Origin of the sequence: Nocardia sp. Root136 (assembly GCF_001427185.1) — a bacterium.
Classification (GTDB): domain Bacteria; phylum Actinomycetota; class Actinomycetes; order Mycobacteriales; family Mycobacteriaceae; genus Nocardia; species Nocardia salmonicida.
Map to the genome: position 1 here is coordinate 678,582 of NZ_LMFE01000007.1, position 24,071 is coordinate 702,652.

Genomic DNA, 24,071 nt, shown 5'->3' on the forward strand with positions numbered 1-24,071 from the left:
CACAGATTTCATGAGCGGACTCGGCAGTAAAGTTGCCGGCAGCGGAGGGGAGTTTCTCGGTGAGCGTTTCGGCGAACTATTCGAGACCACGATCACCCCTGCTGAGTCCGAACTGACCGCGCAGGCTGATGGCGACAAAGAGCGCACAAAAATCTATAGCGACAATCAAGCGCTGGCCTCCGGATTTTCCGGCGAATACGCCGAACAAGTCGTGCCCCCGGTCATGGAACAATTCTTCGACATGGATCACTCCCGCATTATGAAATTCGTGGAATCGATCAAAGAAGACCAGCTGAACACAAGCATCCAGGGTTGGACGAGTCTCGCGGACGACACCAGCGCCAAGGCAACCGCCTTCCACGACAATATCCAGAAGGAAATGGAGCGTGGTTGGTCGGGCAATGCCGCGAATCAAGCCCTTGCCAGCACCAAGGCGTACCTCACCGACGTCCACAAGGTCGATCAAGCTGCACGATTGATCGCCAACAAGATGGACGAGGCGCGTTCGGGCCTCCAGCAGGTGAAGTACTCGGTTCCCCATGAGTCCGAGAAACAAAGCACCACCACAGCGGGAATAGTTGTTTCCGCGCTCTCCAGCGTCGCCTTGCCCGGGCTCGGCACCGCAACCAGCCTCCTCATGGACAGCACCAGCGCAGGCCGCGCCGACGCTGCCGAGGCAGCCGCCCGCGACGTGATGACGACCGTCTACAAGCCGGTCGCCAAACAGTCGGACACGCAAGTCCCGAAGGTCCCGACACCGACGAAACCCCAGTCCGACAAGCCAACCGGCGACACCTCCAAGGACAAGCCGACTGGCACCACCACCGACAAACCCACCGGTACCACCACCAAGCCGAGCACCGACGACACCACCACCTCCACCACGGAGCCGGAAACCCCCACCACCACCGACCCCGGTGACGACGACACCACCGACGACCAGACCACTGACGACACCACTGGCGACGAGACCACCGCCGCTACTACAACTCCGGAAACCCCCACCTCCACTACCCCGTCAGGCACCACCCCGGGCACGACCCCGGCTGGCACATCCCCGGGCGGACTCGGCTCCGGCGGCGGAGCAGGCGCGGGAGCAGGCGCAGGTGCGGGAGCAGGCGCGGGCACCCCCGGCGCGGCAGTCCCCGGCACCGCCGGTCAGAAGCAGGGCGCAGGCACGGGAGCAGGCGCGGGTTCCGGCGCATCCTCGGGCCGCGCAGGCACATCCGGTATGGGCGGAATGGGCGCGCCCGGCGCACGCGGCGGCGGCAAGGACGACGAGAACGAGCACCAGGCTCCCGACTACTTGCGCGGCGTTCACGAAGAACTGCTCGGCCCCGAACGCCTGCACGTTCCGCCGGTGATCGGCGGCGACGCATGACCGACACCTGGGAGCTGACCCCGTTCGAATTCTGGGTCGCCTGGGAAACGCTCGGCCGCGACCGCATGCCCTGGCCTCTCACGTTCACCGCGGGCGTCGAAACCCAGGTCGAATTCGACCTGGAATGCCGTCGCGCCGCAGACGCGCTGATCGCCAAAATGGGCACCGACGAATCCCTCTACCACGCCCTACACGCCCTCGCGCACCCCGAAATCCGCATCGAACTATTCGGCCACCGGCTGGACGGCCGCACCCGAATGGTCCGCGCCTGCGCCACCACCGAAGCAGGTAACGGCGTAGTCGCCGCCCAACTCCCCGGCCCCGAATACGGCCAGGGCGGCAACATCCTGATCTCCCTGCGCCCCGCCCACGCCATCACCGCCCGCCTGCTGGCCATCCTCCCGAAAACCCCCGCGGGCACCACCGGCGGCTTCAACGTCCACCGCGACGACTTCACCACCACCCCCGACCCCTACGCCCGCCACCGCACCCCCGCCGAACAAGCCCTCAAATTCCTCAAACGCCCTTTCACCACCTACGCCGAATTCCGCGTAGCCACCGGCCCAGCCCTGGACGGCTGGCAAGAAGGCGGCACCACCATCCAAATGGTCGACTACACCAACGACGGCCGCTACCTCATCCACGAAGGCGAACGAATAGAAGCCACCCCAGCCACCGCCGACAGAATCGAAGCCGACCTCCAACGTCTGGTCGACCAGGCAACCGCCACTACTCGCCAATCAGTCTGGTAGACAACACCACTCGCTGAGTCGACAGGTAGATCGTGTACAGCCACGGGGCGTCTGTACACGATCACCTCCGTCATCGCATCCGGCCAGCGGCGGCTCCGTCATTCAGGCGAGACCTGGTGAGCGAGCCGAGCGGCGAGCACTGGGATGACGATCGCGGCGGCGACGAGGTGGGTGAGCATCAGGGTGAGCTTGGTGTCGGCGGCTGCGTTCACGATCAGGTCGGGGACGAGCGACAGCGCGGTCAGGGCGATCGTGGTGCGCACGAACACCGTGCGAGGGTTTCCGGCCCACTTGCGTAGGGCGGCGGCGAAGAGGATGCCGATCGCGGCGAAGATCAAGGTGAGCTGGGTGAATCCGGCGAGGGGGATCTGTTCGCCTTCGATTGCGAGGGAAACGCCAGCGGTGTGGGCGACGGCGGCTACGGCCGTTGTCCCGGCCGCGGCGACTACGGCCGCCAGTGCGGCCGGACGCCAGAAGGCGGACCTGCTGCGGCCGGTGGGCGCGGCGTAAGCGGAAGTGGTCATGTCGAACTCCTGTGTGGTGTGGGCAGCCCGTTGCCGCCTCTCCTCAGTTCCACGAACAGGACCGGTCGAATACGACAGGTCACCTCTACGTGGCGTAGCGCTCGTCAGCCGGCCGGATCATCGAGCGGTGGGCGCCTGCGGCGTTCACTGCGGTTTCGGCAAGTTGTTCGACTTTCGCGACAAGGGTTGCGAGAGTTGGGCGGCACCGAGTCCGAGGAGGGAAACGTGTCACGCTCACGGATCGGCGACCAGTTCCACGACATTGTCCTGACGAACGGCAGCTGATGAACACTCCGCTTCTGCATCAACGCTTTCCACACCTACGCGAAACCCTGCCGCATATCGGACTGAGCGCCGGCCCGACACCGGTCCGGCGGCTCGATGCGCTGCCGACCGGTGACGCGCCGGTCTGGCTCAAGGACGACTGCGCGTTCGGTGACGGCGGGTGGGGTGGCAACAAGGTTCGCAAGCTGGAATGGATTCTCCCCGATGCGCACCGGCGCGGCTCCCGGACCATCCTGACCGTTGGCGGAGTGGGTACGAACTGGGGATTGGCCGTCGCCCTGTACGGACGCGACCACGGACTCGACACCGTTCTCGCCCTCGTCGACCAGCCGGTGGACGAGCACGTCCGTGCACAGCTGAGTCGACTCGAGAACAGCGGCGCCACGCTCTATTTCACGCGTTCGAAGACGCGGACCATCCTCACCGCGCCGATGCTGTTCGCCCGGCACGCCAGCGGGCGGCATCTGCCCTACTACCTGCCGCCCGGCGGATCCTCGCCGGTCGGTGTCCTCGGATACGTCGAGGCCGCGCTCGAACTGGCCGGACAGGTACACCGCGGCGAGCTACCCGAGCCCACTCACATCGTGACCGCCGTCGGATCCGGCGGCACGATCGCGGGGCTGCAGCTCGGTTTGCGGATGGCAGGCCTGACGACCCGAGCAGTGGGTGTCGTAGTCAACGACACGCTGCGGTTGGATCCAGCGACGATCACCCGGCTCGCCCGCCGCACCGCGCAACTGCTGCGCAAGCGAGGCGCGGACCTGTCCGATCTCGAACCGCGAGTCGAGGACATCGACATCGTCACCGACTGGCTCGGCAGCGGCTACGGCCACCCCACAGCGGAAGGCGAACGCGCCCAGACCTTGTCAGCCGACCGCGAGCACCTGAACCTCGAACCCGTCTACACCGCCAAGGCCATGGCGGCACTGCTGGCGATGAACGAGCAGGGCAGGTTCGGCGACGGCCCTGTCCTCTACCTCAATACGAACGGACCGCGCTGATCTGACGGGTCCTTGCCTTCGAAGACGACGCCCGCACTGCGCGCCATCCCCGGCTAGACGAGATGCTCGCGCCTCCTGGTCAGGTACGCGCGCTCCGCCGGGTTCTGGGTGGCGGCGATCGCGGCGTCGTAGGCGGACCTCGCCTCGGCGCCGCGCCCCAACCTGCGAAGCAGATCGGCGCGCGCGGCATGCCAGGCGTGGTACCCGTCGAGCGGCAGTGAATCTATTTGCGCCAGAGCTACATTCGGACCGTCGAGTTCGGCGATGGCGACGGCTCGGTTGAGGGCGACTATCGCGGTCGGGGTCACGGCGTAGAGCTGGTCGTAGAGGGCGACGATCTGGTTCCAGTCGGTATCGCGGGCATCAGCCGCGTCGGTGTGGACCGCGTTGATCGCCGCCATGAGCTGATAGCGGCCGGGTCGAGCCCCACCCGCAGCGACGCGACGCAGGCATTCGCGCACGAGAGCGTGCCCCTCGGCGATGAGGGCGTGGTCCCAGCCGCCGCGGTCCTGCTCGTCGAGCGTCACCAGTTCGCCGCCCGCGATGCGCGCCGCACTGCGCGCATCGATGAGCAACATCAGCGCGAGCAACCCGGCAACCTCGCCGTCGTCGGGCAGCAGATCTCGCATGATGCGACCGAGCCGAATGGCCTCGGCCATCAAGTCGGTCCGAATCGATTGCGCGCCGGCCAGATATCCCTCGTTGAAGACCAAATAGATGACGGCCAGCACCCCGCCGAGCCGATCGGTGACGTCATCGCGATCGGGCACTCGGAACGGGATGTGCGCGGCTTTGATCTTGGCTTTGGCGCGGGTGATACGTTGCGCCATAGTCGTTTCGGCAACAAGGAACGCACGAGCGATCTCGCCGACCGTTAGCCCGCCGAGCAGGCGTAATGTCAGCGCGACTCGCGCCTCCGGCGCCAATGCCGGATGGCAACAAGTGAAGACGAGCCGGAGGCGATCGTCGTTGACCGGTCCGGTCGGTTCGTGCGGTGTGTGATCGTCGATGATCATGGCTGCCTGGTGTTTCGCGTCGCGCAGTGATTCACGGCGGATCCGGTCGATCGCGCGGTTGCCCGCGGTCTTCGTGAGCCAGCCGCCCGGGTTGGGCGGTATGCCGTCCACCGGCCACCGTTCGATGGCTGTGAGCAGGGCCTCGCCCGCGGCGTCCTCGGCGATGTCGAGATCGCCGAAACGGCGAGCGAGCGAGGCGACCACCCGGCCGTACTCCTCGCGATAGATCCGATCGATCCGCGCGCGAGTGTCGTCGCTCATGCGCCGTCGAACGTCCTGATCTCGATCTTCTGCTCGCAGACCTTCGACGCCCTGGCGGCGATCTTCAGCGCGGCATCGAGGTCGGGTACCTCCACGACCCAGAACCCGCCGAGGCATTCCTTGGTCTCGGCATACGGCCCGTCGGTGACAATCACGTCAGCTCCGGTGTTGTCCACCGTGGTCGCCTCGTCGACCCGCCCGAGCCCGCCTGCGAACACCCACACTCCTTCGGCCTGGAGCTCGTCGTTGAACCTCCCCGTCGCGTCGTACTGCGGCTGCGCCTCCTCCTGCGGAATGTCGTAGGCGCTCGGGTCGACAACAACGGAAAGCAGGTACTGAGTCATGACGATCTCCCTTCGTCGGTAGCCGCCGATCGGCTGCCTCTACTCACACCACGAACGACCGAACGCGAATACGACAACTCACACCGAGATTGCTGAAACTCTCTCACCCTGGGCATGAAAAAAGGCCCCGACCTTGGTCGGAGCCTTCATCAAAAGCGAGCCCCCTGTCAGGATTGAACTGACGACCTTCGCTTTACAAGAGCGGTGCTCTACCACTGAGCTAAGGAGGCGGGTACTGCGGCGACCATCATAGCCGCGCACGCCGACCGCGTGACACCGGATGGGTGTCACGCGGTGGCGGAGGAGATCAGGACTGGGCGCGAGCTGCGTCGTCGGCGGCCATCGCATCACGCAGGCTCTTGGGCCGCATGTCGGTCCAGTTCTTCTCGACGTACTCGACGCACGCTGCCCGGCTTTCTTCGCCGAACACGACACGCCAGCCCGCCGGGACCTCCGCGAACGCGGGCCACAGGGAGTGCTGCTCTTCATCGTTGACCAGAACGAAGAAGCGGCCGTCCTCGTCGTCGAAGGGGTTGGTGCTCATTTCACCTCACTGGATACTGGCGCTGTGTACAGGATCACTGCGCGGCCGCTAAGCCACGAGCGTTGTGTCGACCCTAGCAAGGCATACGTTACTGGTAGGGAGTTACCCGATGCTGTTCCGGTCAGAGTCTCATGCGGCGAAGAAGTCGAGCAAGATCTTGTTGACCGCCTCGGGACGCTCCAGGTACCCGTAATGACCCGTATCCGGGATCTCCTGGTAGCGGGCGCCGGGAATGGCCTCGGCCACCTCACGCGACAGGTACGGCGGAATCATCCGATCATCGGCGAACCCAATTGCCAAGCAGGGCACCGTAATCGAACGGTAGGCGGCGACTCGGTCGAATTCGTGGTCCATGGCCCGCTGCGCCCGGACGCCGGGCGAAGGGGCCCCCACGGAGAACTCGAACAGGTCGAGCCAGTCGCGCGCCGCGTTGGTGTCGGCCATCGTCGCCGGTGACAGATTCATCACCGCGCTCAAGGCCGCCTCGAACTTCGCGGGCAGCTTCACGGCCGACGCGTCGAGCTCCTGCTCACCGGCCGACAGCGTCTTCTGGAACTGATCAAGCCTGCCGTGACCGGCCATGAACACGGCCTTGCGAACCAGATCGGGCCGGGCCAGCGCCAGCTCCTGTGCCACCCGCGCGCCCATCGAGGTCCCCGCGATCAGCGCGGGACCCTCGTCGAGGAACTCGATCAGCGCTGCGGTGTCGGCCACCAACTCCTCGATCCGCATTCCGCCCGCGGCCTCGAAAGTCGGCGCGATCCCCCGGTTGTCGAACACACAGACCCGATAACCCGCCGCGACCAGCGCGGGAACCTGATGCAGCTCCCACACGCGACCCGGCGACCCGGTCCCCATGATCAACACCACCAGCGGACCACCGCCCTTGACGTCCGTGCCCTTGGTACGGTCGCCCTTGACCTGATAATTCAGTGCGATGCCGTTCACCGTGGCCAGTGGCATGAAACAAACCTCTCTGCGGGGTTGATCGTGTGCTACCCCACGGTAACGGGACCGCCACGACACGGCACCGGGGCGGGGTGTTACGCGTCGCTACTTCATCGGCCGTGCGCCGGCGCCCGATAGTATTGATCACTCGCAGGTAGAGCGCAGGGAAACCGGGAGGACGAACCCATTATGGCCGCGAAGAGCACCGCCAACGACATCGCCGACGACGAACTCGAGCCGCTTGCCGACGAAACCGCCCGCCAGGCACAGAAGGTCGTCGCGGCACACGCCGAAGACGCCGACGAGTGCCGCATGCTGCTGTCCATGCTCGGCATCGCCCCCGCCTGACACAGCGCACCCCTGCGACGCATAAGGATGCGTGAGTGGACCAAATGATCGATCAACCGTCCAATGACCGTCCGTCCGAAAGCAGTGAACCTCTCGCGCCGACCGGCGCGGGTTCGGGATTCGTTGTCGTCGCCAACCGGCTTCCGGTCGACCTCGAGCGCCTGCCCGACGGCACCACCAGATGGAAGCGCAGCCCCGGTGGGCTGGTAACCGCGCTGGAACCGGTGTTGCGCAGCAACAAAGGCGCCTGGGTCGGCTGGGCAGGCGTGCCCGATGTCGAGGTCGAACCGATCATCGAAGACGGGCTCGAGCTGTATCCGGTGCCGCTCACGGCGCAGGAGGTGGAGGACTACTACGAGGGGTTCTCCAACGGCACGCTGTGGCCGCTCTATCACGACGTGATCGTGCGCCCGGTGTACGACAGGGCTTGGTGGGCGGCCTATGTCGAGGTCAACCGGCGGTTCGCCGAGGAGACCGCGAAGGTGGCCGCCGAGGGCGCGACAGTCTGGGTGCAGGACTACCAGCTGCAGTTGGTGCCCAAGATGCTGCGCATGCTTCGCCCCGATCTGACCATCGGCTTCTTCCTGCACATCCCGTTCCCGCCGGTCGAGCTGTTCATGCAGATGCCCTGGCGCACCGAGATCGTCGAGGGCCTGCTGGGCGCCGACCTGATCGGTTTCCACCTGCCGGGCGGGGCACAGAACTTCCTCTACCTGGCCCGCAGACTGGCCGGTCAGCCCACCTCGCGTGGCACCATCGGCGTTCGCTCGAAACTGGGTGTCGTGCAGGTCGGTTTCCGCACGGTCCGGGTGGGCGCGTTCCCCATCTCGATCGATTCCGCCGAACTCGACGAGTCCTCCCGCCGTCGTTCGGTGCGGGAGCGGGCCGCGCAGATCCGGGCCGAGCTGGGCAATCCCAAGAACATCATGCTCGGCGTCGACCGCCTCGACTACACCAAGGGCATCGACATCCGGCTCAACGCGCTGCAGGAGCTCCTCGAAGAGGGTCGCGTCGACCCGACCGAGACGGTGATGGTGCAGCTGGCCACCCCCAGCCGCGAACGCGTGCAGAGCTACATCAAGATGCGCGGCGACATCGAGCGCCAGGTGGGCCGGATCAACGGTGAATTCGCCCGCGTCGGCTACCCGGTCGTGCACTATCTGCACCGCCCGATCCCCCGCGACGAACTGATCGCCTTCTTCATCGCCGCCGACGCCATGCTGGTGACGCCCCTGCGCGACGGCATGAACCTGGTCGCGAAGGAGTACGTGGCCTGCCACAGCGACCTCAACGGCGCCCTGGTGTTGAGCGAGTTCACCGGTGCCGCGGCGGAGCTGCGCCAGTCCTACCTGTGCAACCCGCACGACCTGGACAGCGTGAAGGACGCGATCATCGGCGCACTCGACGACGATCGCGACACCAAGCGCCGCCGGATGCGGTCGCTGCGCCGTCAGGTGCTGACCCACGACGTCGAACGCTGGGCGCGTGCCTTCCTCGACGCGCTGTCGCACAGCAATATCGCCGGTTCGGCCCTGATGAGCGACGAGCAGACCTACCCGGCCGACCAACGCTGAGGTACGCCCCGCGTCGGCCAGTGGGCACACAGCGACCTCACAGCGTCGGTCCAGCCACTTCCCAGCGGGGTGGTGGAGCATAGGGGCATGAGTGGTGTGCCTGATGGGCCCGAGGCGCGGGTGCTCGTCGTCGACGACGAACCGATGATCGTCGAGCTGCTGGCGGTGAGCCTGCGCTACCAGGGGTTCGAGGTGGCGACGGCGGCCGACGGCGCCGAGGCGCTGGACCGTGCGCGCACGTTCCGGCCGCAGGCGCTGATCGTCGACGTGATGATGCCCGGCATGGACGGCTTCGGTCTGCTGCGCCGGCTGCGTGCCGACGGGATCGACGCACCGGTGCTGTTTCTGACCGCGCGCGACGATGTCGACGACAAGATCACCGGGCTCACCCTCGGCGCCGACGACTACGTCACCAAGCCGTTCAGCCTGGAGGAGGTGGTGGCGCGGCTGCGGGTGATCCTGCGTCGCGCCGGCCACGCCGAACCCGAGAAGGCGAGCACCCGGTTGCGCTTCGCCGACATCGAACTCGACGACGACACGCACGAGGTGTGGAAAGCGGGCGAACCGGTGGCGTTGTCCCCCACCGAGTTCACGCTGTTGCGCTACTTCATGGTGAACGCGGGCAGCGTGCTGAGTAAACCTCGCATCCTCGATCACGTGTGGCGCTACGACTTCGGTGGCGAGGTGGGCGTGGTGGAGACCTACGTGTCGTATCTGCGCAAGAAGGTCGACACCGGCGAGCAGCGGTTGATCCACACGCTGCGCGGTGTCGGCTATGTGATGCGTGAGCCCACGCGGTGAGCAGACTCCCCCTGCGGGTGACGCTGGTGCTGATGCTGGTCGCGCTGGCCGGATTCGGTTTGGTCGCTTCGAGTTTCGTGGTGACCAAGGCGATGGAGACCTCGCTGCAGAACCGCACCGACCAGCAGTTGCAGGACGCGGCGATGGAATGGGAGCGGCGGGTGGGGCTGCCCGTGCCCAATCTGCCCCCGCCCTCCTCAGAGGCCGGACAGCCGCCCGGGCGCTACTTCGTGACGGCCGAGAGCACCGACGGCACCCGAAACGTACGCCTCGACAATGTCTTCGGCACCGACGCCCAGCCCGACCTGCCCGATCCGCCTGCGCTGCAACCGGTTACGGTCGGCTCGTCGGACGACTCGGGCGATCAGTGGCGGGTGCTCACGGTCAACGGTCATCGCGCCACGGCGACGGTCGCGTGGCCGCTGACCGAGAACATCGAAACGGTGCGCAAGCTCGTTGTGCTGCAACTGATCGTCGGCGCGATCGTGCTGCTCGCGCTGGCCGTCGCGGCCTATTTCGTGGTGCGCGGCAGTCTGCGACCGCTGCACCGGGTCGAAGCGACAGCGGCGGCGATCGCGGGTGGTGAGCTGCATCATCGAATCCCGGTGCACGGCAATGTCACCGAGGTCGATCGACTGTCACAGTCGCTGAACAGCATGCTGACCCAGATCCAGCAGGCGTTCGCCGCCACCGAGGCCTCCGAGACCGCCGCGCGTGATTCCGAGGCGAAGATGCGCCGTTTCGTCGCCGACGCCAGCCACGAACTGCGCACCCCGCTCACCACGATTCGCGGCTTCGCCGAGCTGTACCGCCAGGGCGCGACCACCGACCCGGCGATGTTCATGAACCGCATCGAACACGAGGCACAGCGCATGGGCCTACTGGTCGAAGACCTGCTCATGCTGGCCCGGCTCGACGCCCAGCGCCCCGTGGAACTGAGTCCGGTGGACCTGCTGGCGATGGCGGGCGACGCCGTCCACAGCGCCCGCGCGGTCGAAGCCGCCGCGGGACAACACCGTCCGATCACCCTCGACATCGCCGCGGGCACCGGCACCCTGGAAGTCCTCGGCGACGAACACCGCCTCCGCCAGGTCCTCACCAACCTCCTCGACAACGCCCGCAGCCACACCCCTGACGGCACCTCGATCGCCGTCCGCCTGACCCCCGCGGCCGACGAGGTCCAGCTCGAGGTCGTCGACACCGGCCCCGGGCTCACCGCCGAGGAAGCAGACCACGTTTTCGAACGTTTCTACCGCGCGGACATCTCCCGCACCCGCCGTGGCGACAACCGCAGCGGCAGCGGGCTCGGCCTTTCCATCGTGGCCGCGCTCGTCGCGGCGCACGGCGGCACAGTGCGCGTCGAATCCACGCCGGGCGGCGGAGCGACTTTCCTCGTGCGCCTACCGCGCGGCGCGTAGGTCAGACCGGCGTGACCTGGGAGACCAGCCAGCGGTTGTCTGCCTTGTCCAGCGATACCCGCACGCGACTGCCCGAGGTGGCGCCCTCCGGTGAGTCCTTGCTGGTGGTCAGCTGGTTCAGGTAGAGCAGGACGACGGCCTTCTCGGGGTCGGCGGAGACAACGCCCTCGGCCTGGGTGGTGGCCTTGACGGTGAGCTGCTTCTCCTTGGCGCCCGGCGCGATAGCCTGCTCGATCAGTTTCAGGTATTCGGCCCGGAACGATTCGGTGAGATTGTCGGCGGCCCTCGGCAGTTCGGTGTCGACGGTCGCGGGCTCATAGGTGAACATCGCGCTCACCGTCCGGCTCGCGGTGCTCATCGCGTCGGTACGCGCCTGCTCGGTCTTGTCCTGCTGCCACAACTGATACCCACTGACACCGAGGACAATGGCCGCGATCAAACCAGCCGCCGCGAGGGCTCCGAAGACGATCTTGATTCGCTTGCTCATCCCACGAACTCCACTTTCGACACGGTCATCCCGGAATCGCCCTTCGACACCGTGATCCGGAATCGGTACTGCCGCGACTGCGGTTCGGCCGAACCGGTATTACTCACCATCTGCTTGGCGGCGACCAGGACCTTCGCCGAATTCTCGTCGACGGACTCGATGCCCGACTCGACGACCTCGCCGGTGGAGACCACCTTGGCCTGCTTCACCACATCCATGAACGGATCGACGCGACCGTCGAACTCGTTCTTGAACTCCCCCGAGGCCACCGACAGGATCCGGTCGATGTCCTCCTTGGCGGAGTCGGCGCGAATGGTGGTCAGGTTGATGACCGCCTGCCGCGCGGTCTGGGTGTACTGCGCGCGCAGATCCTCATCCTGGCTCCCCGACCGGGCGGCGAACGCGGCGAACCCGGCACCGACGACCAGCGCCAACACCAGCACCGCCGCGGCGGCGAGCCCGATGATCTGCCCGAGCCGCGTCAGCTTCGCGTCTTCTTCGTCGAGCTCGGCCGAATCATCGCCGGCCACCTCGTCCACCACCGCGGCCTTCGTCAACTCGACGGGAGCCGCGACTACTGTGGCTTCCTCGGCCGCGGCCACCTTCGCATCGGCCACCTCGGCCGATTCAACCGCCCCCGCGTCGACTGTCACGTCGACGACCTGCACATCCTCCACCGGCGGACCCGCCGACCTGGCTGCCCGCCGACGCGGGCGGCCGTTGTTGCTCTCACTCATCTCTGCTGCTCCTCCAACATCGCCTGCCAGCTGGCCGGGACAGTGCCCGAGCCATCGGAGGCGATATCACCTTGGCGGTACATGCGTCCGTCCGGGCCAAGATAGCTGCCCGTGGACGGATCATAGGGGCGCGCGGCGGCGGGGGTGACTTCGCCGGTGGACGCGCCGGTGGGGGCCGAGGCCGGGGCTACCGGCTGCGGCGCGCCGAACGGCGGGTTCGTGCCCAGCGGCACGTACCCCGTCCGGCACAGTTCGGGAGTGGGCGCCCGGACGCCGGGATACTCCATGCACGGACTGTTGCGAATACCGCGCACTTCGATCGGAGAATCCTGAGCTACCTTGCAGTACAGCCCTTCCGGAGTGTCGATCGGGCTGAAGTCACTAGGCTCACGCCACTGATCGGGGGGCAGGAAGCCGGTGGTGCAGGCGGGCGGGTCGTGGACCACGGTCATGAAGTCGACCATCGCGCCGTACTTGGTGGGTCCGCGCAGGACCGTCCGCAATGCCGCGATCAACGGCGGAAAAACGACCAGAAGTTGTTCGAGGCCGGCGTGATACGTCACCCCGACCTGGCCGAGACTCACCAGATTGCTCGCCAGCAGCGGCAGCGTCGGACGCAGACTCTGGAACTGCTCGGTCACCTTTTGCATCGCGGAAGGGCTGTTGTTCAACAGGTTTCGCAAGGTCGGGTCGGACTCACGGAGCTGATCGGTGAGAGTCGCGAGATCTGTTGTCCAGGAACGAATATTGGCATCGGACTGGATCTGGGTGTCCAGCAGCGGGCCGATCTGATCGAGCAGTTTCTTCGTCGGTTCCACATCGGTTTCGGCCTGCTGCACCAGCAGCGCCGCCGAGTCGATGAACCGCTGCAGGTCAGGACCTGCGCCGTTGAACGCCAGGAACGCCTCGTCGATCACCTGGCGCAGCCGGGTATCGGCGACGGTCGAGAGCAGCTTGTCGGTCTGATCGAGCAGCGAGCCGACGTCCTGAGGCAGCTTGGTGCGCTGCACCGGGATCACCGAACCGTCGCGCAGATCGCCCGAGGTGGAATTCGGTTCCGGCACCAGGTCGACGTACTGCTCGCCGATCGCCGAAACACTGCGCACCCAGGCGGTCGAGTCCGACGGCACCTTGTAATCGCTGTCGATCGACAGGTCCGCCTCGACCCCCGCCGTGGTGAGCCGCACCGCCTCGACCTTGCCGATATTGGTGCCGCGGTAGGAGACATTGGCGGTCGGATACAGCCCGCCGGTGGCGGCGAGCTGGACCGTCACGCCGTAGCGGCCGATCCCGAACATCGCGGGAAGCTGGATGTATGTCCCGCCCATCACGACGAGACCGATCACGGTGAGTACCGCGAAGATCGCGAGCTGAACGTGGACGAACCTGGTGAGTTTCATCGTCCCGCCCCTTCCTGGCCGGGCAGCGGCACGGTGATTCCGGGGATGGCGGGCAGGCCGGGAATGGACGGCAATCCGGGCAGGGTGGGCGTCGGTGCCGCACTGGGGGCGGGCGCCTGCGGGAGCTTGGTCGGATCGCCCGCGTCGGTGGCCGTCGTCGGCGCGAAAGTACCGAGCACACCCTCGACACCACCGAAGCGTCCGCCGAGCGGAGTACCGGTGAGCCAGTTGCTGTCCAAGCGCTTACCGGTCAGATCGAAGGTGATGTAGAGGTTGAGGTAGTCGCCCTTGATCGCGTTGCCGATGTTCTTGATCGGGAACGGGAAGGAGGGAATGATGCCCATCGCGTCGACGAGGTTGGTGCCGGTGTTCGCCAGCGTCTCCAGCACCGGGCCGAGGCTGGCCAGGTTGGCCTTCAGATCGTCACCACTGGTCTGGATGATCCGCTCGGTGACATCGCTGAGCTCACCCAGCGCGGTGACCGCCCTGGTGATGTTGGCGGTGCGATCGGCGAGCGCGGTCAGTGCCGGGTGGATCTCGTCGATCGCGCGGGCCAGCACGTCCTTCTGGTCGGCGAATTTGCCCGCCAACCGGTCGAGGCCCTCCATCGCGGCGATGATGTTGCCGGTCTGCCTGTCCAGGCCGGTGGTCAGCTCGTTGAGCTGCGGCAGCAGGTCGGCGATCTCGGCCTCGCGACCGTTGAGCGCCGCGTTCATCTCCCTGGTGATGGTCTCGAGCTGGGCGATGCCGCCGCCGTTGAGCACGACCGACAGCGAAGACAGCACCTGCTCGGTGGTCGGGTAGGCCCCGGCCCGCTCCAGCGGGATCACGTCGTTGTTTCGCAGCTGACCTTGAGCGGGTGTATTGGTAGGCGCGGACAGCTCGACGTGATTACTGCCGAGGAGGCTGGTCTGCCCGATCTTGGCGATCGCGTTGGCGGGCAGTTTCACCTCGGGATTCAGCGACACCGTGACCAGCGCGTGCCAGCCCTCGACGTCGATCCCGGTGACATTGCCGACCTCGACGTCGTCCACGCGCACCGGCGAATTCCGGGTCAGCGTGGTGACATTGGGCATCTGGATCCGCACCGTGTACGAACCGGGGCCTCTGCCCTCGGAGCCGGGCATGGGTAGCGAGTTCAGTCCGTCCCATTGACAGCCGGTAGCGCCGAGCGTCACAGCGACGCCCACCGCCAGCCCGGCGAGCATGCGTTGGGGCGTCATCGTTGTCCTCCTGGAACCGCGAGTCCGGCAAGACCGTTCGGCACGGTGATCGGAGCCGTCGCCGGGGCCCCCGGCGCGGACGGCACCTCCGCGGCCAAACTCGGCGGGCTGTACGTCAACTGGCCGGGCAGCGCCTGTGTGCCGCCGACCGGGTTGAGCATGAGCGGCACATAGTTCATCGACAGCGAACTGATCACCGGAGCGATGAATTCCGCGCACAGATCCGCCGAGCGGTCCGAGTCGTTGTGCTCGAGCGCGCGGATGGAACCGCAGAGGAAGGTCAGCGGGCTGGACGTATTGTTCAGCGACACAGAGCCGCTGAGCGAGCCCTGGGCCGGCTTGTAGATCTGGTAGAAGTTCACCAGCGCGGTCGGCGCGGAATGCAGCAGCCGTTCGATCTCCGGCCGCTTGTCGACCAGCGTCTGGGTGACATCAGCGAGCCGCTCGACACTGTCGGTGAGCTCGGCGCCACTGCCTTCGAGGAAGCGCTTCACATCGGCGAGCGCCACATCCAGACTGTCCAGTCCTGCACCCAGCTCCTCCGACGCACCGGCGAGTACCGAGGCCACCGAGGCAAGGCGGCCACCGAACTGCACGATCTGCTCGTTGCTCGCCGAGATCACCTCGACGAACTTCTGCAGGTTACGGATGGTGCCGAAGAGGTCGGTTCGCCCGTCGGACAGCGTATTCAGCGTCGCCGACAGTTCGCGCAGGGTGTCACGGAACTTCTGGCCGTTGCCGTCGAGGTTGTTCGCGGCAGTGTCGACGAAACGCCCGAACGAGCCCTGCTCGTCATCGCCGACCGGCCCGAGAGCGGTTGCGAGATTGGACAGTTCGGCTTTGATGTCGTCCCACTCCACCGGGACCGCGGTGCGCTCGATCGGGATCTGCGCGCCGTCGACCATCTTCGGGCCACCGTCGTAGGCGGGTGCGAGCTGGATGAACCTGGCCGACACCAGCGAGGGTGCGATCAGCACGGCGCGGGCGTCGGCGGGCAGGTCGATGCCGCGGTCGACGGACATCCGCACCTGTACCCGGCCCTCGCCGGGCTCGATCGAGTCGATCTTGCCGATCTTGACTCCGAGCATCCGCACCTCGTCGCCCGCGTACAGGCCGGTGGTGGAGGTGAAGGCGGCGGTGATCTTGGTCTTGCCGATGCCGAGGGTGGTGTAGACCCCGACCGCGACCAACGCGACGATCACCACCACGGCGACCGCGAGCGTCCAACGCGGCACGCCACGGACTTTCGATGCGATGGTCATCGCGGCGGATCCTCCTCGGTCGGCTGGATGCTCGGCGTCCTCGGATGCGTGAAGATGTCGATCAGGTCCTGCGGCAGGTGCTCGGGCCAGACCAGCGCGTCCACCAGGGGACGCAACTCGGTACTCGTCGCGTTCACCACGTAGGCGTTGAACCACGGACCGTTGCCGACCTGCTCGCCAAGCGCCGAGGCGTAGGGGCCGATGCCCTCGAGCGCTTCGGTCAGGTTCTGCTTGTTGCGCTGCAACAGGCCGAGCACCGAATTGAGCCGGTCCAGTGTCGGTTTCATCTGCGCCTCGTTGTCGGCGACCAGCCCGGAGAGCTGTTTGGCGACCGAGTCGACGTAGACGATGAGCTGGTTGATGGCGGCACGGCGGTTGTCGAGTTCGCCGAGCAGGTTGTTGCCGTCGAGCAGGAGCGCGTTGAGCTGCGAACTACGGTCGGCCAGCACCTTGGTGACGTTCTGGGCCCGGCCGAGCAGATCGGTGAGCGCCTGGTCGCGCGTATTGATGCTGCGCGAGAGCGCGGTGACGCCGTCGAGGGCGTTGCGCAGTGGGCCCGGTGTATCGGCGAAGGCGGCCGAGAGCACATCCAGGGTCTGGTCGACCTGATCCATGTCGAGATCGCGGACGGTCGCGCCGAGGTCGCTGAGCGCCTCGTTGAGCGAGTACGGCGAGGTGGTCCGGTCGAGCGGGATGGTGTCGGAGGTACGCAGCGCGCCCTGTCCGGTCGGCACCACATCCAGGGACTTGCGACCGAGGACTGTGTTGGTCTTGATCGCGGCGGATGTCTTCTGGCCCAGCACGATCGACTCGTCGAGGGTGAACTTCACCAGCACCTTGGGACCGTCGAGCGACACCTGGTCGACTTCGCCGGACCGCACGCCTGCCACATGCACCGGGTCGCCCGGCACCAGCCCGCCCGCGTCGACGAAGAACGCGGTGAAGGTCGCGCCGGAGCGGATGAACGGCAGCTTGTTGTACTGCAGAGTGGCGAGCGAGATCGTCACCACCAGCACGATGCCGACGATGCCGACGATGACCGCCGACGACTTCTTCTCACTCATTGGGCGTACACCTTCCGGTCGCCTGCAGGCCCGGCATGTGCACTTCCATCGGCTGGCCGTTCGGGCCGTCGACGACGAGGTTGGTGCCGCAGATGTAGAGCTGCAGGAACGAACCGTAGGCGCCGACGCGAACGAGTTGCTTGTAGGTCTGCGGCAGCTTCTCGAGCACCCATTCGAGGTGGTCGGAGCCGTTGTCGAGGTTGGTAGCCAGCCTGCCGGTCTGCTCGATCGTGTTGCGCAGGTCGGGGCGGGCGGTGGTGAGCAAGTCGTTGAGTTCCTTTGTCGCACCGGCGATCCGCGGCAGCGCGGCACCGATCGGATCGCGCTCGGCGGCCAATCCGCTGACCAGGCGCTGTAATTCGTCGATCGTGGTGGCGAACTGCTCGTCGCGATCGTCGATGGTGGCCAGCACCGTGTTCAGGTTGTCGATCACGCTGCCGATCAGCGCATCACGGTCGGCGAGGGTCTTGGCGAAGCTGCCACCGCTGTTGAGCAGCGAGACCAGCGTGCCGCCCTGACCCTGGAAGATCTGCAGCAGCGCCGAGGTCAGGTCGTTGACCTGGCCCGGATCGAGGCCACGCAGCAGCGGCTTGAAACCGCCGAGCAGCAGGTCCAGATCCAGTGCGGGCGTGGTCTGCTCCTTACCGATGGTGGCGCCGTCCGGCAGTCGACGCGCCGAGCCCGGCCCCTCCATCAGTTCCAGATACCGGTCACCGACCAGGTTCTCGTACTTGATCGCCAGTCGGGTGCTGGAGAGCAGCGAGTACTTGGTGTCCACGTCGAACTCGACGTGCGCGAGATCATCGGAGCCGACCTTCACCGAGGTCACCGAGCCCACCGGCACACCGGCGATCCGCACCTTCGACCCGGGCAACATGCCCGAAGAGTTGGTGAACACCGCCTTGTAGCCGTTCTCGCTGGAGAACCGTGCCTGACTCAGCACGATCGCCAAGCCGGCGAACACCAGCGTCATCACCACGGTGAAGATCGCGAGCTTGACTGTCGTCGCCGTGTTTTTCACCGTGTCACTCCCGGCAGCCCTTCCAGCAAGAGCTGGAAAATCTTTGGCGCCTTGTCGTTCAATGCGAGCGGCGCGGTTGTTGGTGTGTACGGCCCGCCCTCACTGGTATCGGTCACCACATAGTTCGAGTGACTGTCCGGCGCGCGGGTGACAACGCCCTCACAATGCGGTCCGCCGGTGGCGTTCACCTTGGGCAGGTCCTTGGGGTAGGTGTAGGGCTTGGAGCCGGGCATGAGCGAGGCGTTCATGCCGACGCCGGGCAGGATACCGCCGAATACTTCCTCGGCCAACGGCATCAGCGGGCCGAGGCCATCGATGATGCAGCTCAGCGCAGGCGCGTATTCGAACAGCAGGCTGGTCGTCGGCCGCAGCAGGTCGAGCGCGGTGACAAGGTTGGCTTCGTTCTCCCGCAGCACCGAACCGGTGGTATCCGACAGTCCGATCACGTTCACCAGCACATTGTCGAGCTCGGCTTGCAACTCCGACAGCGTCTTCGCGGTGACCGTGGCGTTGTCCACGGTGCGCAGCAGCGCGCCGGAGGCATCGGCGTAGATATCGGTCACCTGGGCTGTCTTGTCCAGATCCTGTTGCAGCGTGGGCAGATAGGGGTTGAGCTCGCGCAGGTAGCGATCCGATCGGACGAGCAGGTCGCCGAACTTGTCGCCACGACCCTGCAGTGCGGTGCCGAGCGCGGTCAGCGTGGCGTTGAGCTTCTCCGGTTCCACCTGGGCGAGCACATCGGACAGGTGCTGGAACAGCGTGTTGAACTCCACCGTCACCGATGTCGCCGCGACCGTACTGCCGGGCTTCAGCGAACTCGACGACGGCTGTTCGGGGACAACGAAGTTCACGTACTTGGCGCCGAACACCGTGGTCGAGCGAATGTCGACGCCCGCGTTCGACGGCACCAGCTTCAGCTGTTCGGGGTCGACCTCGAGCAGGATCTGCGCGCCGTCGTCGCGCAGGTTGATCTCGGCGACCCGGCCGATCTCGACGCCGCGCACCTTCACCTTGGCGTCGGGGTCGAGCACAAGGCCCGAGCGTGGAGCGTCGACCAGCACCTTGGCGGTGGTGGTGAACGCGCCTTGGAAGAGGGCGAACGCGAAGACCGCGAGCCCGACGAGCAAGCCGACCATCGTGAGCGCGGCGAGCTTTCGCCCGAGCCCGCCCTGCAATGCGGCAGCGAACCGTGAAGTGTCCATCACGCTATCCCGAGAGGTGGAAGTTGCCGGAGGTGCCGTAGATCGCCAGCGAGATCAGCAGCGTCACTGTGACGACGGCGATCAGCGACGACCGCACCGCGTTACCGACCGCGATGCCGACGCCGACCGGACCACCCGCGGCGTGGAAACCGTAGTAGGTGTGGATGAGCATTACGGCCAGTGCCATCACGATCGCCTGCGCGAACGACCACAGGATGTCGCTCGGGATGAGGAAGGTCGAGAAGTAGTGGTCGTAGACGCCTGCCGACTGCCCGTAGATCACGACGGTGGCGAACCGGCTGGCGATGAACGAGGCGATCACCGCGAGTGCGTAGAGCGGCACGATCGCGATCATGCCCGCCAGCACCCTGGTTCCGACCAGGAACGGAATCGGCCGAATAGCCATCGATTCCAGCGCGTCGATCTCCTCGGCCACACGCATCGCGCCCAGCTGCGCGGTCGCGCCGGCGCCGATCGTGGCGGCCAGGCCGATGCCGGAGATCACCGGTGCCGCGATGCGCACATTGATGAGGGCGGCGAAGAAGCCGGTCAGGGCCTCGACACCGATATTGCCGAGCGAGCTGTAGCCCTGCACCGCGATGGTGCCGCCCGCCATGAGGGTCAGGAAGCCGACGATCACCACGGTGCCGCCGATCACGGCCAAAGCGCCACTGCCCATGCTGATCTCGGCGATGAGGCGGATGGTCTCGGTGCGGTAGTGCACCAGCGCGCGCGGCACCGAGCCGAGCGCCTTGATGTAGAAGATGGCCTGATCGCCCAGGGAATCCACCGATTTCGACATTCGGTCGAAACGGCGGACCGTGCGCGGGAACTTGCTGCGAACTATGAATGCCATCGTGGTCACCGCACCGTGAATTTCAGGCCGATCGCGGTGACAACGACATTCACCACGAACAGCGCCATGAACGCGAATACCACTGTTTGGTTCACCGCGTCACCGACGCTCTTGGGTCCGCCTTTGACCTGGAGCCCGAGATAACAGGCGACCATTCCGGCGATCAGGCCGAACAGGCCCGCCTTGATTTCGGAGATGATCAGCTCGGACAGATTCGTCAGCAGCGGAATCCCGTTGACGAACGCGCCGGGGTTCACGCCCTGGAGGAAGACCGAGAACACGAAGCCGCCGGCGATGCCGATGGTGCACACCAGGCTGTTGAGCATCAGCGCCACGAACATCGAGGCGAACACGCGCGGCACGACCAGCCGGCTGACCGGGTCGATGCCGAGCACCTTCATCGCGTCGATCTCTTCGCGAATCGTGCGTGCGCCGAGGTCGGCGCAGATCGCGGTGGCGCCCGCGCCCGCCACGATCAGCACCGTGACGATCGGCCCTACCTGGGTGACGGCGCCGAACGCGGCGGCCGCGCCACTGAGGTCGGCGGCGCCGATCTCGCGCAACAGGATGTTGAGCGTGAAGACCACCAGCACCGTGAACGGGATGGCGACCAACAGCGTCGGCACGATCGAGACGCGAGCCACGAACCAGGCCTGGTCGACGAATTCACGCCATTGGAATGGCTTGCGGACGGTGGCACGTGCCACTTCCGCGCCGAGTTCGAAGAATCCGCCGACCGCCCGCAACGGGACAGCAAGGAGGTTTGTCATACCGAATCCTCCTCTTTCGACGGGCGGACCGATTTGTCCGCGTACCCGTACTTCACCGCCACCCCGATCTGAAGACTGCCCAAAGACTAGAACATGTTCCTGCTAATGTCTGCCATTTTCGTAGACTCAGAACAGGACTTTTTGCCGTAAATCGCCGTTAAAACTGAAACGGATACTTATTAAAATCCGCGAACCTCCTGTGAGCCGTCACACACTCCGACGCTCATGTCTACCAACACCTGGACCGGTGATCAACACGACAGGCGTGACAAAACGGACGGAGTGCGTGGCGGGCCAACATCGGGCAAACCGCCAACCGGGCGTCTCAGCCCAGATCGCGGAGGTCGCGCGCCGAAAACGTGTGATCCGCGGGGCGCTCTGCGAAATAGCCACCGAGGGTGGCGGCGAGGTCGGCCTCGGACCATTCGGCGCCCTCGGCATCGAAGCGCTGCTCGACCGTCGGCGCCGCCATCAGCGCCACCATCGGTCCGTAGACGACGAACACCTGGCCGTTCACCGCGTCGGCGGCGGGCGAGGAAAGGTAGGCCACGAGCTTGGCTACGTGCTCGGGCGCCAGCGGGTCGACCGAGCCTTCGGGCGCGTCGGCGAAGACCGCCTCGGTCATCGCGGTCCTGGCCCGGGGGCAGATCGCGTTGGCACGCACGCCGTACCTGGACAGCACGCGCGACGCGGTCAGCGTGAGGGCGGTGATGCCCGCCTTGGCCGCACCGTAGTTCGCCTGGCCTTCCGGTCCGAGCAGGCCCGCCTCCGAGGAGGTGTTGACCAGCCGGCCGTAGACCGGCGCGCCCGCCGCCTTGGACGCCGCGCGCCAGTAGGCGGCCGCGTTGCGGGTGAGCAGGAAGTGTCCGCGCAGGTGCACCGCGATCACCGCGTCCCAGTCCTCGTCGGACATGTTGAACAGCATGCGGTCACGGGTGATGCCCGCGTTGTTGACGACGATGTCGAGCCCGCCCAGCGATTCCTGCGCGGTCGAGACGAGCGCGTCGGCCGTCGAGCGCTCGGCGATGGAGCCACCGACGAATTCCGCCTTGCCACCGAGCTCGCGGATGGCGGCGATGGTCTCGGCCGCCGCGTCCTCGGTCAGGTCATTGACGACCACCGCCGCACCGGCCGACGCCAGCGCGAGAGCTTCGGCCCTGCCGAGCCCCGCGCCCGCACCGGTCACGATGGCGACCCGGCCCTCCAATGAAATCTGCGTCACACTCATTCGGCCGACTCTAGAACGTGTTCCACCATCCGACAAGAGGCGATCACGCCAACCTCAGCGCAGCCTTGGGGCACTGCGCCACGGCCTCCTCCGCGTCGGCGAGACGATCGGGCGCGACATCGCCCTCGGCGACGGTCAACATGTCGTCGTCATCAAGTTCGAACATGTCAGGGGCGATTCCTACACAGACGCCGTTCGCTTCACACCGGTCGAAATCGACGATGATCTTCATGAGAACTTCCTTCCACACGGTCTTCGCGACACTAACCCAGACAGCCCGGTCCCCGAAGCGGAACAGGCGCCGAATCACCATCAATACTGGAACATGTTCCAGTTCATATGCAATGATCGGTTTCGGCGGGGCTCATACCCTGCGCCCCGCCACCCGCCCTTTCAGCTCGACACCGAGGTAGGAAGCATGCGCGTCGCGTATACGCCGCAGCAGGAAGAATTGCGCGCCGAGCTGCGCGAATATTTCGCGAAGCTGATGACACCGGAACGTCGCGCGGCGCTGAGCATGACCACCGGCGAATACGGCTCCGGCAACGTCTACCGCGAGGTCGTGCGCGAGATGGGCCGCGACGGCTGGCTCACGCTGAGCTGGCCCAAGGAGTACGGCGGCCAGGACCGCACCACGATGGATCAGCTGATCTTCGTCGAGGAGGCGGCCATCGCGGGTGCGCCCGTCCCGTTCCTCACGCTCAACTCGGTCGCGCCGACCATCATGCAGTACGGCACCGAGGAGCAGAAGAAGTTCTTCCTGCCCAAGATCGCCTCGGGTGAGCTGCACTTCGCCATCGGCTACTCCGAACCGGGCGCAGGCACCGACCTGGCCTCGCTGCGGACCGCCGCGGTGCGCGACGGCGACGACTTCGTGATCAACGGCCAGAAGATGTGGACCAGCCTCATCGCCTACGCCGACTACATCTGGCTCGCCGTGCGCACCGATCCGACGGCCAAGAAGCACAAGGGCATCACGATGCTCATCGTGCCGACCGACGTCGACGGGTTCTCCTGGACGCCGGTGCACACGATGGCGGGCCCCGACACCAGCGCCACCTACTACCAGGACGTACGGGTGCCCGTCTCATCGGTGGTCGGTCCGGAGAACGGCGGCTGGTCGCTGATCACCAACCAGCTCAATCACGAGCGCGTCGCCCTCACCTCGGCGGGTCCGCTGAGCCTCGCGGTCGCGCAGACCGTCGAGTGGGCCAAGGAAACCACCCTGTCCAACGGCAGGCGCGTGATCGACCAGGAATGGGCCCGGCTCAACCTGGCCAGGGTGCACGCCAAGGTCGAATACCTCAAGCTGCTGAACTGGGAGATCGCCAGCCGCGCCGACCTGGGCGGCGAGGCGGCGCCGAAGCCGTGGGACGCGTCCGCGTGCAAGGTCTACGGCACCGAGCTGGCCACCGAGGCCTACCGACTGCTGATGGAAGTCGTCGGCCCCCACGCCTACCTGCGCCAGGACTCCCCCGGCGCCGCCCTGCTCGGCCGGCTCGAGCGGATGCACCGCGCCGCACTGATTCTCACCTTCGGCGGCGGCACCAACGAGGTGCAGCGCGACATCATCGCCATGACCGCCCTGCGCCAGCCCGCATCCGCCCGCTGATCCCGAAAGCCG

At 66.3% G+C, this 24,071-nt stretch carries 25 protein-coding genes and 1 tRNA gene; 8 read left to right on the plus strand and 18 right to left on the minus strand.

What is annotated here, in order from left to right:
* Window positions 1-10: 10 nt before the first annotated feature.
* Together ASD42_RS34470 and ASD42_RS20115 are read left to right on the plus strand one after the other, a co-directional pair.
* Window positions 11-1,381: a hypothetical protein gene (locus tag ASD42_RS34470; protein WP_156677513.1), complete on the plus strand. Its 1,371-nt coding sequence runs from the start codon at window positions 11-13 to the stop codon at window positions 1,379-1,381.
* A complete protein-coding gene (locus ASD42_RS20115) occupies window positions 1,378-2,133 on the plus strand; it encodes an ESX secretion-associated protein EspG (RefSeq protein WP_056818810.1) in 756 nt (251 codons plus the stop codon). Before ASD42_RS34470 ends, ASD42_RS20115 begins: the two co-directional genes overlap by 4 nt.
* A 98-nt stretch (window positions 2,134-2,231) precedes the next feature.
* On the opposite strand, the gene ASD42_RS20120 is transcribed toward ASD42_RS20115, so the two are convergent.
* Window positions 2,232-2,657, minus strand: coding sequence for a DUF6069 family protein (locus ASD42_RS20120; protein WP_056818812.1), 426 nt, complete (start codon window positions 2,655-2,657; stop codon window positions 2,232-2,234).
* A 284-nt stretch (window positions 2,658-2,941) separates the two neighbouring features.
* Here ASD42_RS20120 and ASD42_RS20125 point away from each other — a divergent pair, with 284 nt between their 5' ends.
* Window positions 2,942-3,943, plus strand: a complete 1,002-nt coding sequence (locus ASD42_RS20125) for a 1-aminocyclopropane-1-carboxylate deaminase/D-cysteine desulfhydrase (protein ID WP_056818814.1) — start codon at window positions 2,942-2,944, stop codon at window positions 3,941-3,943.
* Window positions 3,944-3,996: 53 nt separating this feature from the next.
* Here ASD42_RS20125 and ASD42_RS20130 read toward each other — a convergent pair whose 3' ends face one another.
* The 5 genes from ASD42_RS20130 to ASD42_RS20150 form a co-directional block, all read right to left on the minus strand.
* Window positions 3,997-5,220: an RNA polymerase sigma factor gene (locus tag ASD42_RS20130; RefSeq protein WP_056818816.1), complete on the minus strand. Its 1,224-nt coding sequence runs from the start codon at window positions 5,218-5,220 to the stop codon at window positions 3,997-3,999.
* On the minus strand, window positions 5,217-5,564 hold the full coding sequence (locus ASD42_RS20135; RefSeq protein WP_056818818.1) for a YciI family protein: 348 nt from the start codon (window positions 5,562-5,564) through the stop codon (window positions 5,217-5,219). Before ASD42_RS20135 ends, ASD42_RS20130 begins: the two co-directional genes overlap by 4 nt.
* Window positions 5,565-5,722: 158 nt before the next feature.
* Window positions 5,723-5,794 (minus strand) — tRNA-Thr (locus ASD42_RS20140).
* Window positions 5,795-5,871: 77 nt separating this feature from the next.
* Window positions 5,872-6,108, minus strand: coding sequence for an MbtH family protein (locus ASD42_RS20145; RefSeq protein ID WP_022565839.1), 237 nt, complete (start codon window positions 6,106-6,108; stop codon window positions 5,872-5,874).
* Between the two features lie 129 nt (window positions 6,109-6,237).
* Window positions 6,238-7,071, minus strand: a complete 834-nt coding sequence (locus tag ASD42_RS20150) for an alpha/beta fold hydrolase (RefSeq protein WP_056818821.1) — start codon at window positions 7,069-7,071, stop codon at window positions 6,238-6,240.
* Between the two features lie 174 nt (window positions 7,072-7,245).
* Here ASD42_RS20150 and ASD42_RS34945 point away from each other — a divergent pair, with 174 nt between their 5' ends.
* From ASD42_RS34945 to ASD42_RS20165, 4 genes are all read left to right on the plus strand, one after another.
* Window positions 7,246-7,404, plus strand: a complete 159-nt coding sequence (locus tag ASD42_RS34945) for a hypothetical protein (RefSeq protein ID WP_165610244.1) — start codon at window positions 7,246-7,248, stop codon at window positions 7,402-7,404.
* A gap of 44 nt (window positions 7,405-7,448) precedes the next feature.
* Complete coding sequence (locus ASD42_RS20155) at window positions 7,449-8,978, plus strand: alpha,alpha-trehalose-phosphate synthase (UDP-forming) (RefSeq protein WP_056818823.1); 1,530 nt, start codon at window positions 7,449-7,451, stop codon at window positions 8,976-8,978.
* A gap of 87 nt (window positions 8,979-9,065) precedes the next feature.
* On the plus strand, window positions 9,066-9,779 hold the full coding sequence (locus tag ASD42_RS20160; RefSeq protein WP_056818825.1) for a response regulator transcription factor: 714 nt from the start codon (window positions 9,066-9,068) through the stop codon (window positions 9,777-9,779).
* Window positions 9,776-11,197: a sensor histidine kinase gene (locus tag ASD42_RS20165; RefSeq protein WP_442938655.1), complete on the plus strand. Its 1,422-nt coding sequence runs from the start codon at window positions 9,776-9,778 to the stop codon at window positions 11,195-11,197. Before ASD42_RS20160 ends, ASD42_RS20165 begins: the two co-directional genes overlap by 4 nt.
* Window position 11,198: 1 nt before the next feature.
* Here the strand turns inward: ASD42_RS20165 and ASD42_RS20170 are convergent, their stop codons facing one another.
* The 12 genes from ASD42_RS20170 to ASD42_RS20225 form a co-directional block, all read right to left on the minus strand.
* Complete coding sequence (locus ASD42_RS20170; protein ID WP_056818827.1) at window positions 11,199-11,684, minus strand: hypothetical protein; 486 nt, start codon at window positions 11,682-11,684, stop codon at window positions 11,199-11,201.
* Complete coding sequence (locus ASD42_RS20175) at window positions 11,681-12,421, minus strand: hypothetical protein (protein WP_131816675.1); 741 nt, start codon at window positions 12,419-12,421, stop codon at window positions 11,681-11,683. Before ASD42_RS20175 ends, ASD42_RS20170 begins: the two co-directional genes overlap by 4 nt.
* Window positions 12,418-13,821 (minus strand): MCE family protein, encoded by a 1,404-nt coding sequence (locus ASD42_RS20180; RefSeq protein WP_056818829.1) that lies wholly within the window; start codon window positions 13,819-13,821, stop codon window positions 12,418-12,420. Before ASD42_RS20180 ends, ASD42_RS20175 begins: the two co-directional genes overlap by 4 nt.
* Window positions 13,818-15,044 carry an MCE family protein gene (locus ASD42_RS20185; protein ID WP_056818830.1) on the minus strand — a complete coding sequence of 409 codons (1,227 nt, stop codon included), beginning with the start codon at window positions 15,042-15,044 and terminating at the stop codon, window positions 13,818-13,820. Before ASD42_RS20185 ends, ASD42_RS20180 begins: the two co-directional genes overlap by 4 nt.
* Window positions 15,041-16,306 (minus strand): MCE family protein, encoded by a 1,266-nt coding sequence (locus ASD42_RS20190; RefSeq protein WP_056818831.1) that lies wholly within the window; start codon window positions 16,304-16,306, stop codon window positions 15,041-15,043. The genes ASD42_RS20185 and ASD42_RS20190 overlap by 4 nt, the downstream gene beginning before the upstream one ends.
* Window positions 16,303-17,370: an MCE family protein gene (locus ASD42_RS20195; RefSeq protein WP_056818832.1), complete on the minus strand. Its 1,068-nt coding sequence runs from the start codon at window positions 17,368-17,370 to the stop codon at window positions 16,303-16,305. Before ASD42_RS20195 ends, ASD42_RS20190 begins: the two co-directional genes overlap by 4 nt.
* Window positions 17,363-18,391: an MCE family protein gene (locus ASD42_RS20200; protein ID WP_082843625.1), complete on the minus strand. Its 1,029-nt coding sequence runs from the start codon at window positions 18,389-18,391 to the stop codon at window positions 17,363-17,365. Before ASD42_RS20200 ends, ASD42_RS20195 begins: the two co-directional genes overlap by 8 nt.
* Window positions 18,388-19,593: an MCE family protein gene (locus tag ASD42_RS20205; RefSeq protein WP_056819340.1), complete on the minus strand. Its 1,206-nt coding sequence runs from the start codon at window positions 19,591-19,593 to the stop codon at window positions 18,388-18,390. Before ASD42_RS20205 ends, ASD42_RS20200 begins: the two co-directional genes overlap by 4 nt.
* A 4-nt stretch (window positions 19,594-19,597) precedes the next feature.
* Window positions 19,598-20,449 (minus strand): MlaE family ABC transporter permease, encoded by an 852-nt coding sequence (locus ASD42_RS20210; protein WP_056819342.1) that lies wholly within the window; start codon window positions 20,447-20,449, stop codon window positions 19,598-19,600.
* Window positions 20,450-20,454: 5 nt separating this feature from the next.
* The gene (locus ASD42_RS20215; RefSeq protein ID WP_056818834.1) at window positions 20,455-21,219 is read right to left on the minus strand and encodes an MlaE family ABC transporter permease; all 765 of its coding nucleotides are present in this window, start codon (window positions 21,217-21,219) and stop codon (window positions 20,455-20,457) included.
* Window positions 21,220-21,544: 325 nt separating this feature from the next.
* Window positions 21,545-22,447: a 3-oxoacyl-ACP reductase gene (locus ASD42_RS20220; RefSeq protein ID WP_056818835.1), complete on the minus strand. Its 903-nt coding sequence runs from the start codon at window positions 22,445-22,447 to the stop codon at window positions 21,545-21,547.
* A gap of 43 nt (window positions 22,448-22,490) precedes the next feature.
* A complete protein-coding gene (locus tag ASD42_RS20225; RefSeq protein ID WP_056819344.1) occupies window positions 22,491-22,679 on the minus strand; it encodes a ferredoxin in 189 nt (62 codons plus the stop codon).
* Between the two features lie 186 nt (window positions 22,680-22,865).
* On the opposite strand from ASD42_RS20225, the gene ASD42_RS20230 reads away from it, so the two are divergent.
* Window positions 22,866-24,059: an acyl-CoA dehydrogenase family protein gene (locus ASD42_RS20230; RefSeq protein WP_056818837.1), complete on the plus strand. Its 1,194-nt coding sequence runs from the start codon at window positions 22,866-22,868 to the stop codon at window positions 24,057-24,059.
* Window positions 24,060-24,071 lie beyond the last annotated feature (12 nt).

Bases quoted from the DNA above. Each gene is read 5' to 3' on its own strand.
- ASD42_RS20195 (WP_056818832.1), bottom strand. From the start codon at position 17,370: ATGAGTGAGAAGAAGTCGTCGGCGGTCATCGTCGGCATCGTCGGCATC.
- ASD42_RS20185 (WP_056818830.1), bottom strand. From the start codon at position 15,044: ATGACGCCCCAACGCATGCTCGCCGGGCTGGCGGTGGGCGTCGCTGTG.
- ASD42_RS20120 (WP_056818812.1), bottom strand. From the start codon at position 2,657: ATGACCACTTCCGCTTACGCCGCGCCCACCGGCCGCAGCAGGTCCGCC.
- ASD42_RS20220 (WP_056818835.1), bottom strand. From the start codon at position 22,447: ATGAGTGTGACGCAGATTTCATTGGAGGGCCGGGTCGCCATCGTGACC.
- ASD42_RS20210 (WP_056819342.1), bottom strand. From the start codon at position 20,449: ATGGCATTCATAGTTCGCAGCAAGTTCCCGCGCACGGTCCGCCGTTTC.
- ASD42_RS20175 (WP_131816675.1), bottom strand. From the start codon at position 12,421: ATGAGTGAGAGCAACAACGGCCGCCCGCGTCGGCGGGCAGCCAGGTCG.
- ASD42_RS20135 (WP_056818818.1), bottom strand. From the start codon at position 5,564: ATGACTCAGTACCTGCTTTCCGTTGTTGTCGACCCGAGCGCCTACGAC.
- ASD42_RS20125 (WP_056818814.1), top strand. From the start codon at position 2,942: ATGAACACTCCGCTTCTGCATCAACGCTTTCCACACCTACGCGAAACC.
- ASD42_RS20215 (WP_056818834.1), bottom strand. From the start codon at position 21,219: ATGACAAACCTCCTTGCTGTCCCGTTGCGGGCGGTCGGCGGATTCTTC.
- ASD42_RS34945 (WP_165610244.1), top strand. From the start codon at position 7,246: ATGGCCGCGAAGAGCACCGCCAACGACATCGCCGACGACGAACTCGAG.
- ASD42_RS20155 (WP_056818823.1), top strand. From the start codon at position 7,449: ATGATCGATCAACCGTCCAATGACCGTCCGTCCGAAAGCAGTGAACCT.
- ASD42_RS20180 (WP_056818829.1), bottom strand. From the start codon at position 13,821: ATGAAACTCACCAGGTTCGTCCACGTTCAGCTCGCGATCTTCGCGGTA.
- ASD42_RS20115 (WP_056818810.1), top strand. From the start codon at position 1,378: ATGACCGACACCTGGGAGCTGACCCCGTTCGAATTCTGGGTCGCCTGG.
- ASD42_RS20190 (WP_056818831.1), bottom strand. From the start codon at position 16,306: ATGACCATCGCATCGAAAGTCCGTGGCGTGCCGCGTTGGACGCTCGCG.
- ASD42_RS20130 (WP_056818816.1), bottom strand. From the start codon at position 5,220: ATGAGCGACGACACTCGCGCGCGGATCGATCGGATCTATCGCGAGGAG.
- ASD42_RS20230 (WP_056818837.1), top strand. From the start codon at position 22,866: ATGCGCGTCGCGTATACGCCGCAGCAGGAAGAATTGCGCGCCGAGCTG.
- ASD42_RS20145 (WP_022565839.1), bottom strand. From the start codon at position 6,108: ATGAGCACCAACCCCTTCGACGACGAGGACGGCCGCTTCTTCGTTCTG.
- ASD42_RS34470 (WP_156677513.1), top strand. From the start codon at position 11: ATGAGCGGACTCGGCAGTAAAGTTGCCGGCAGCGGAGGGGAGTTTCTC.
- ASD42_RS20225 (WP_056819344.1), bottom strand. From the start codon at position 22,679: ATGAAGATCATCGTCGATTTCGACCGGTGTGAAGCGAACGGCGTCTGT.
- ASD42_RS20150 (WP_056818821.1), bottom strand. From the start codon at position 7,071: ATGCCACTGGCCACGGTGAACGGCATCGCACTGAATTATCAGGTCAAG.
- ASD42_RS20160 (WP_056818825.1), top strand. From the start codon at position 9,066: ATGAGTGGTGTGCCTGATGGGCCCGAGGCGCGGGTGCTCGTCGTCGAC.
- ASD42_RS20205 (WP_056819340.1), bottom strand. From the start codon at position 19,593: ATGGACACTTCACGGTTCGCTGCCGCATTGCAGGGCGGGCTCGGGCGA.
- ASD42_RS20170 (WP_056818827.1), bottom strand. From the start codon at position 11,684: ATGAGCAAGCGAATCAAGATCGTCTTCGGAGCCCTCGCGGCGGCTGGT.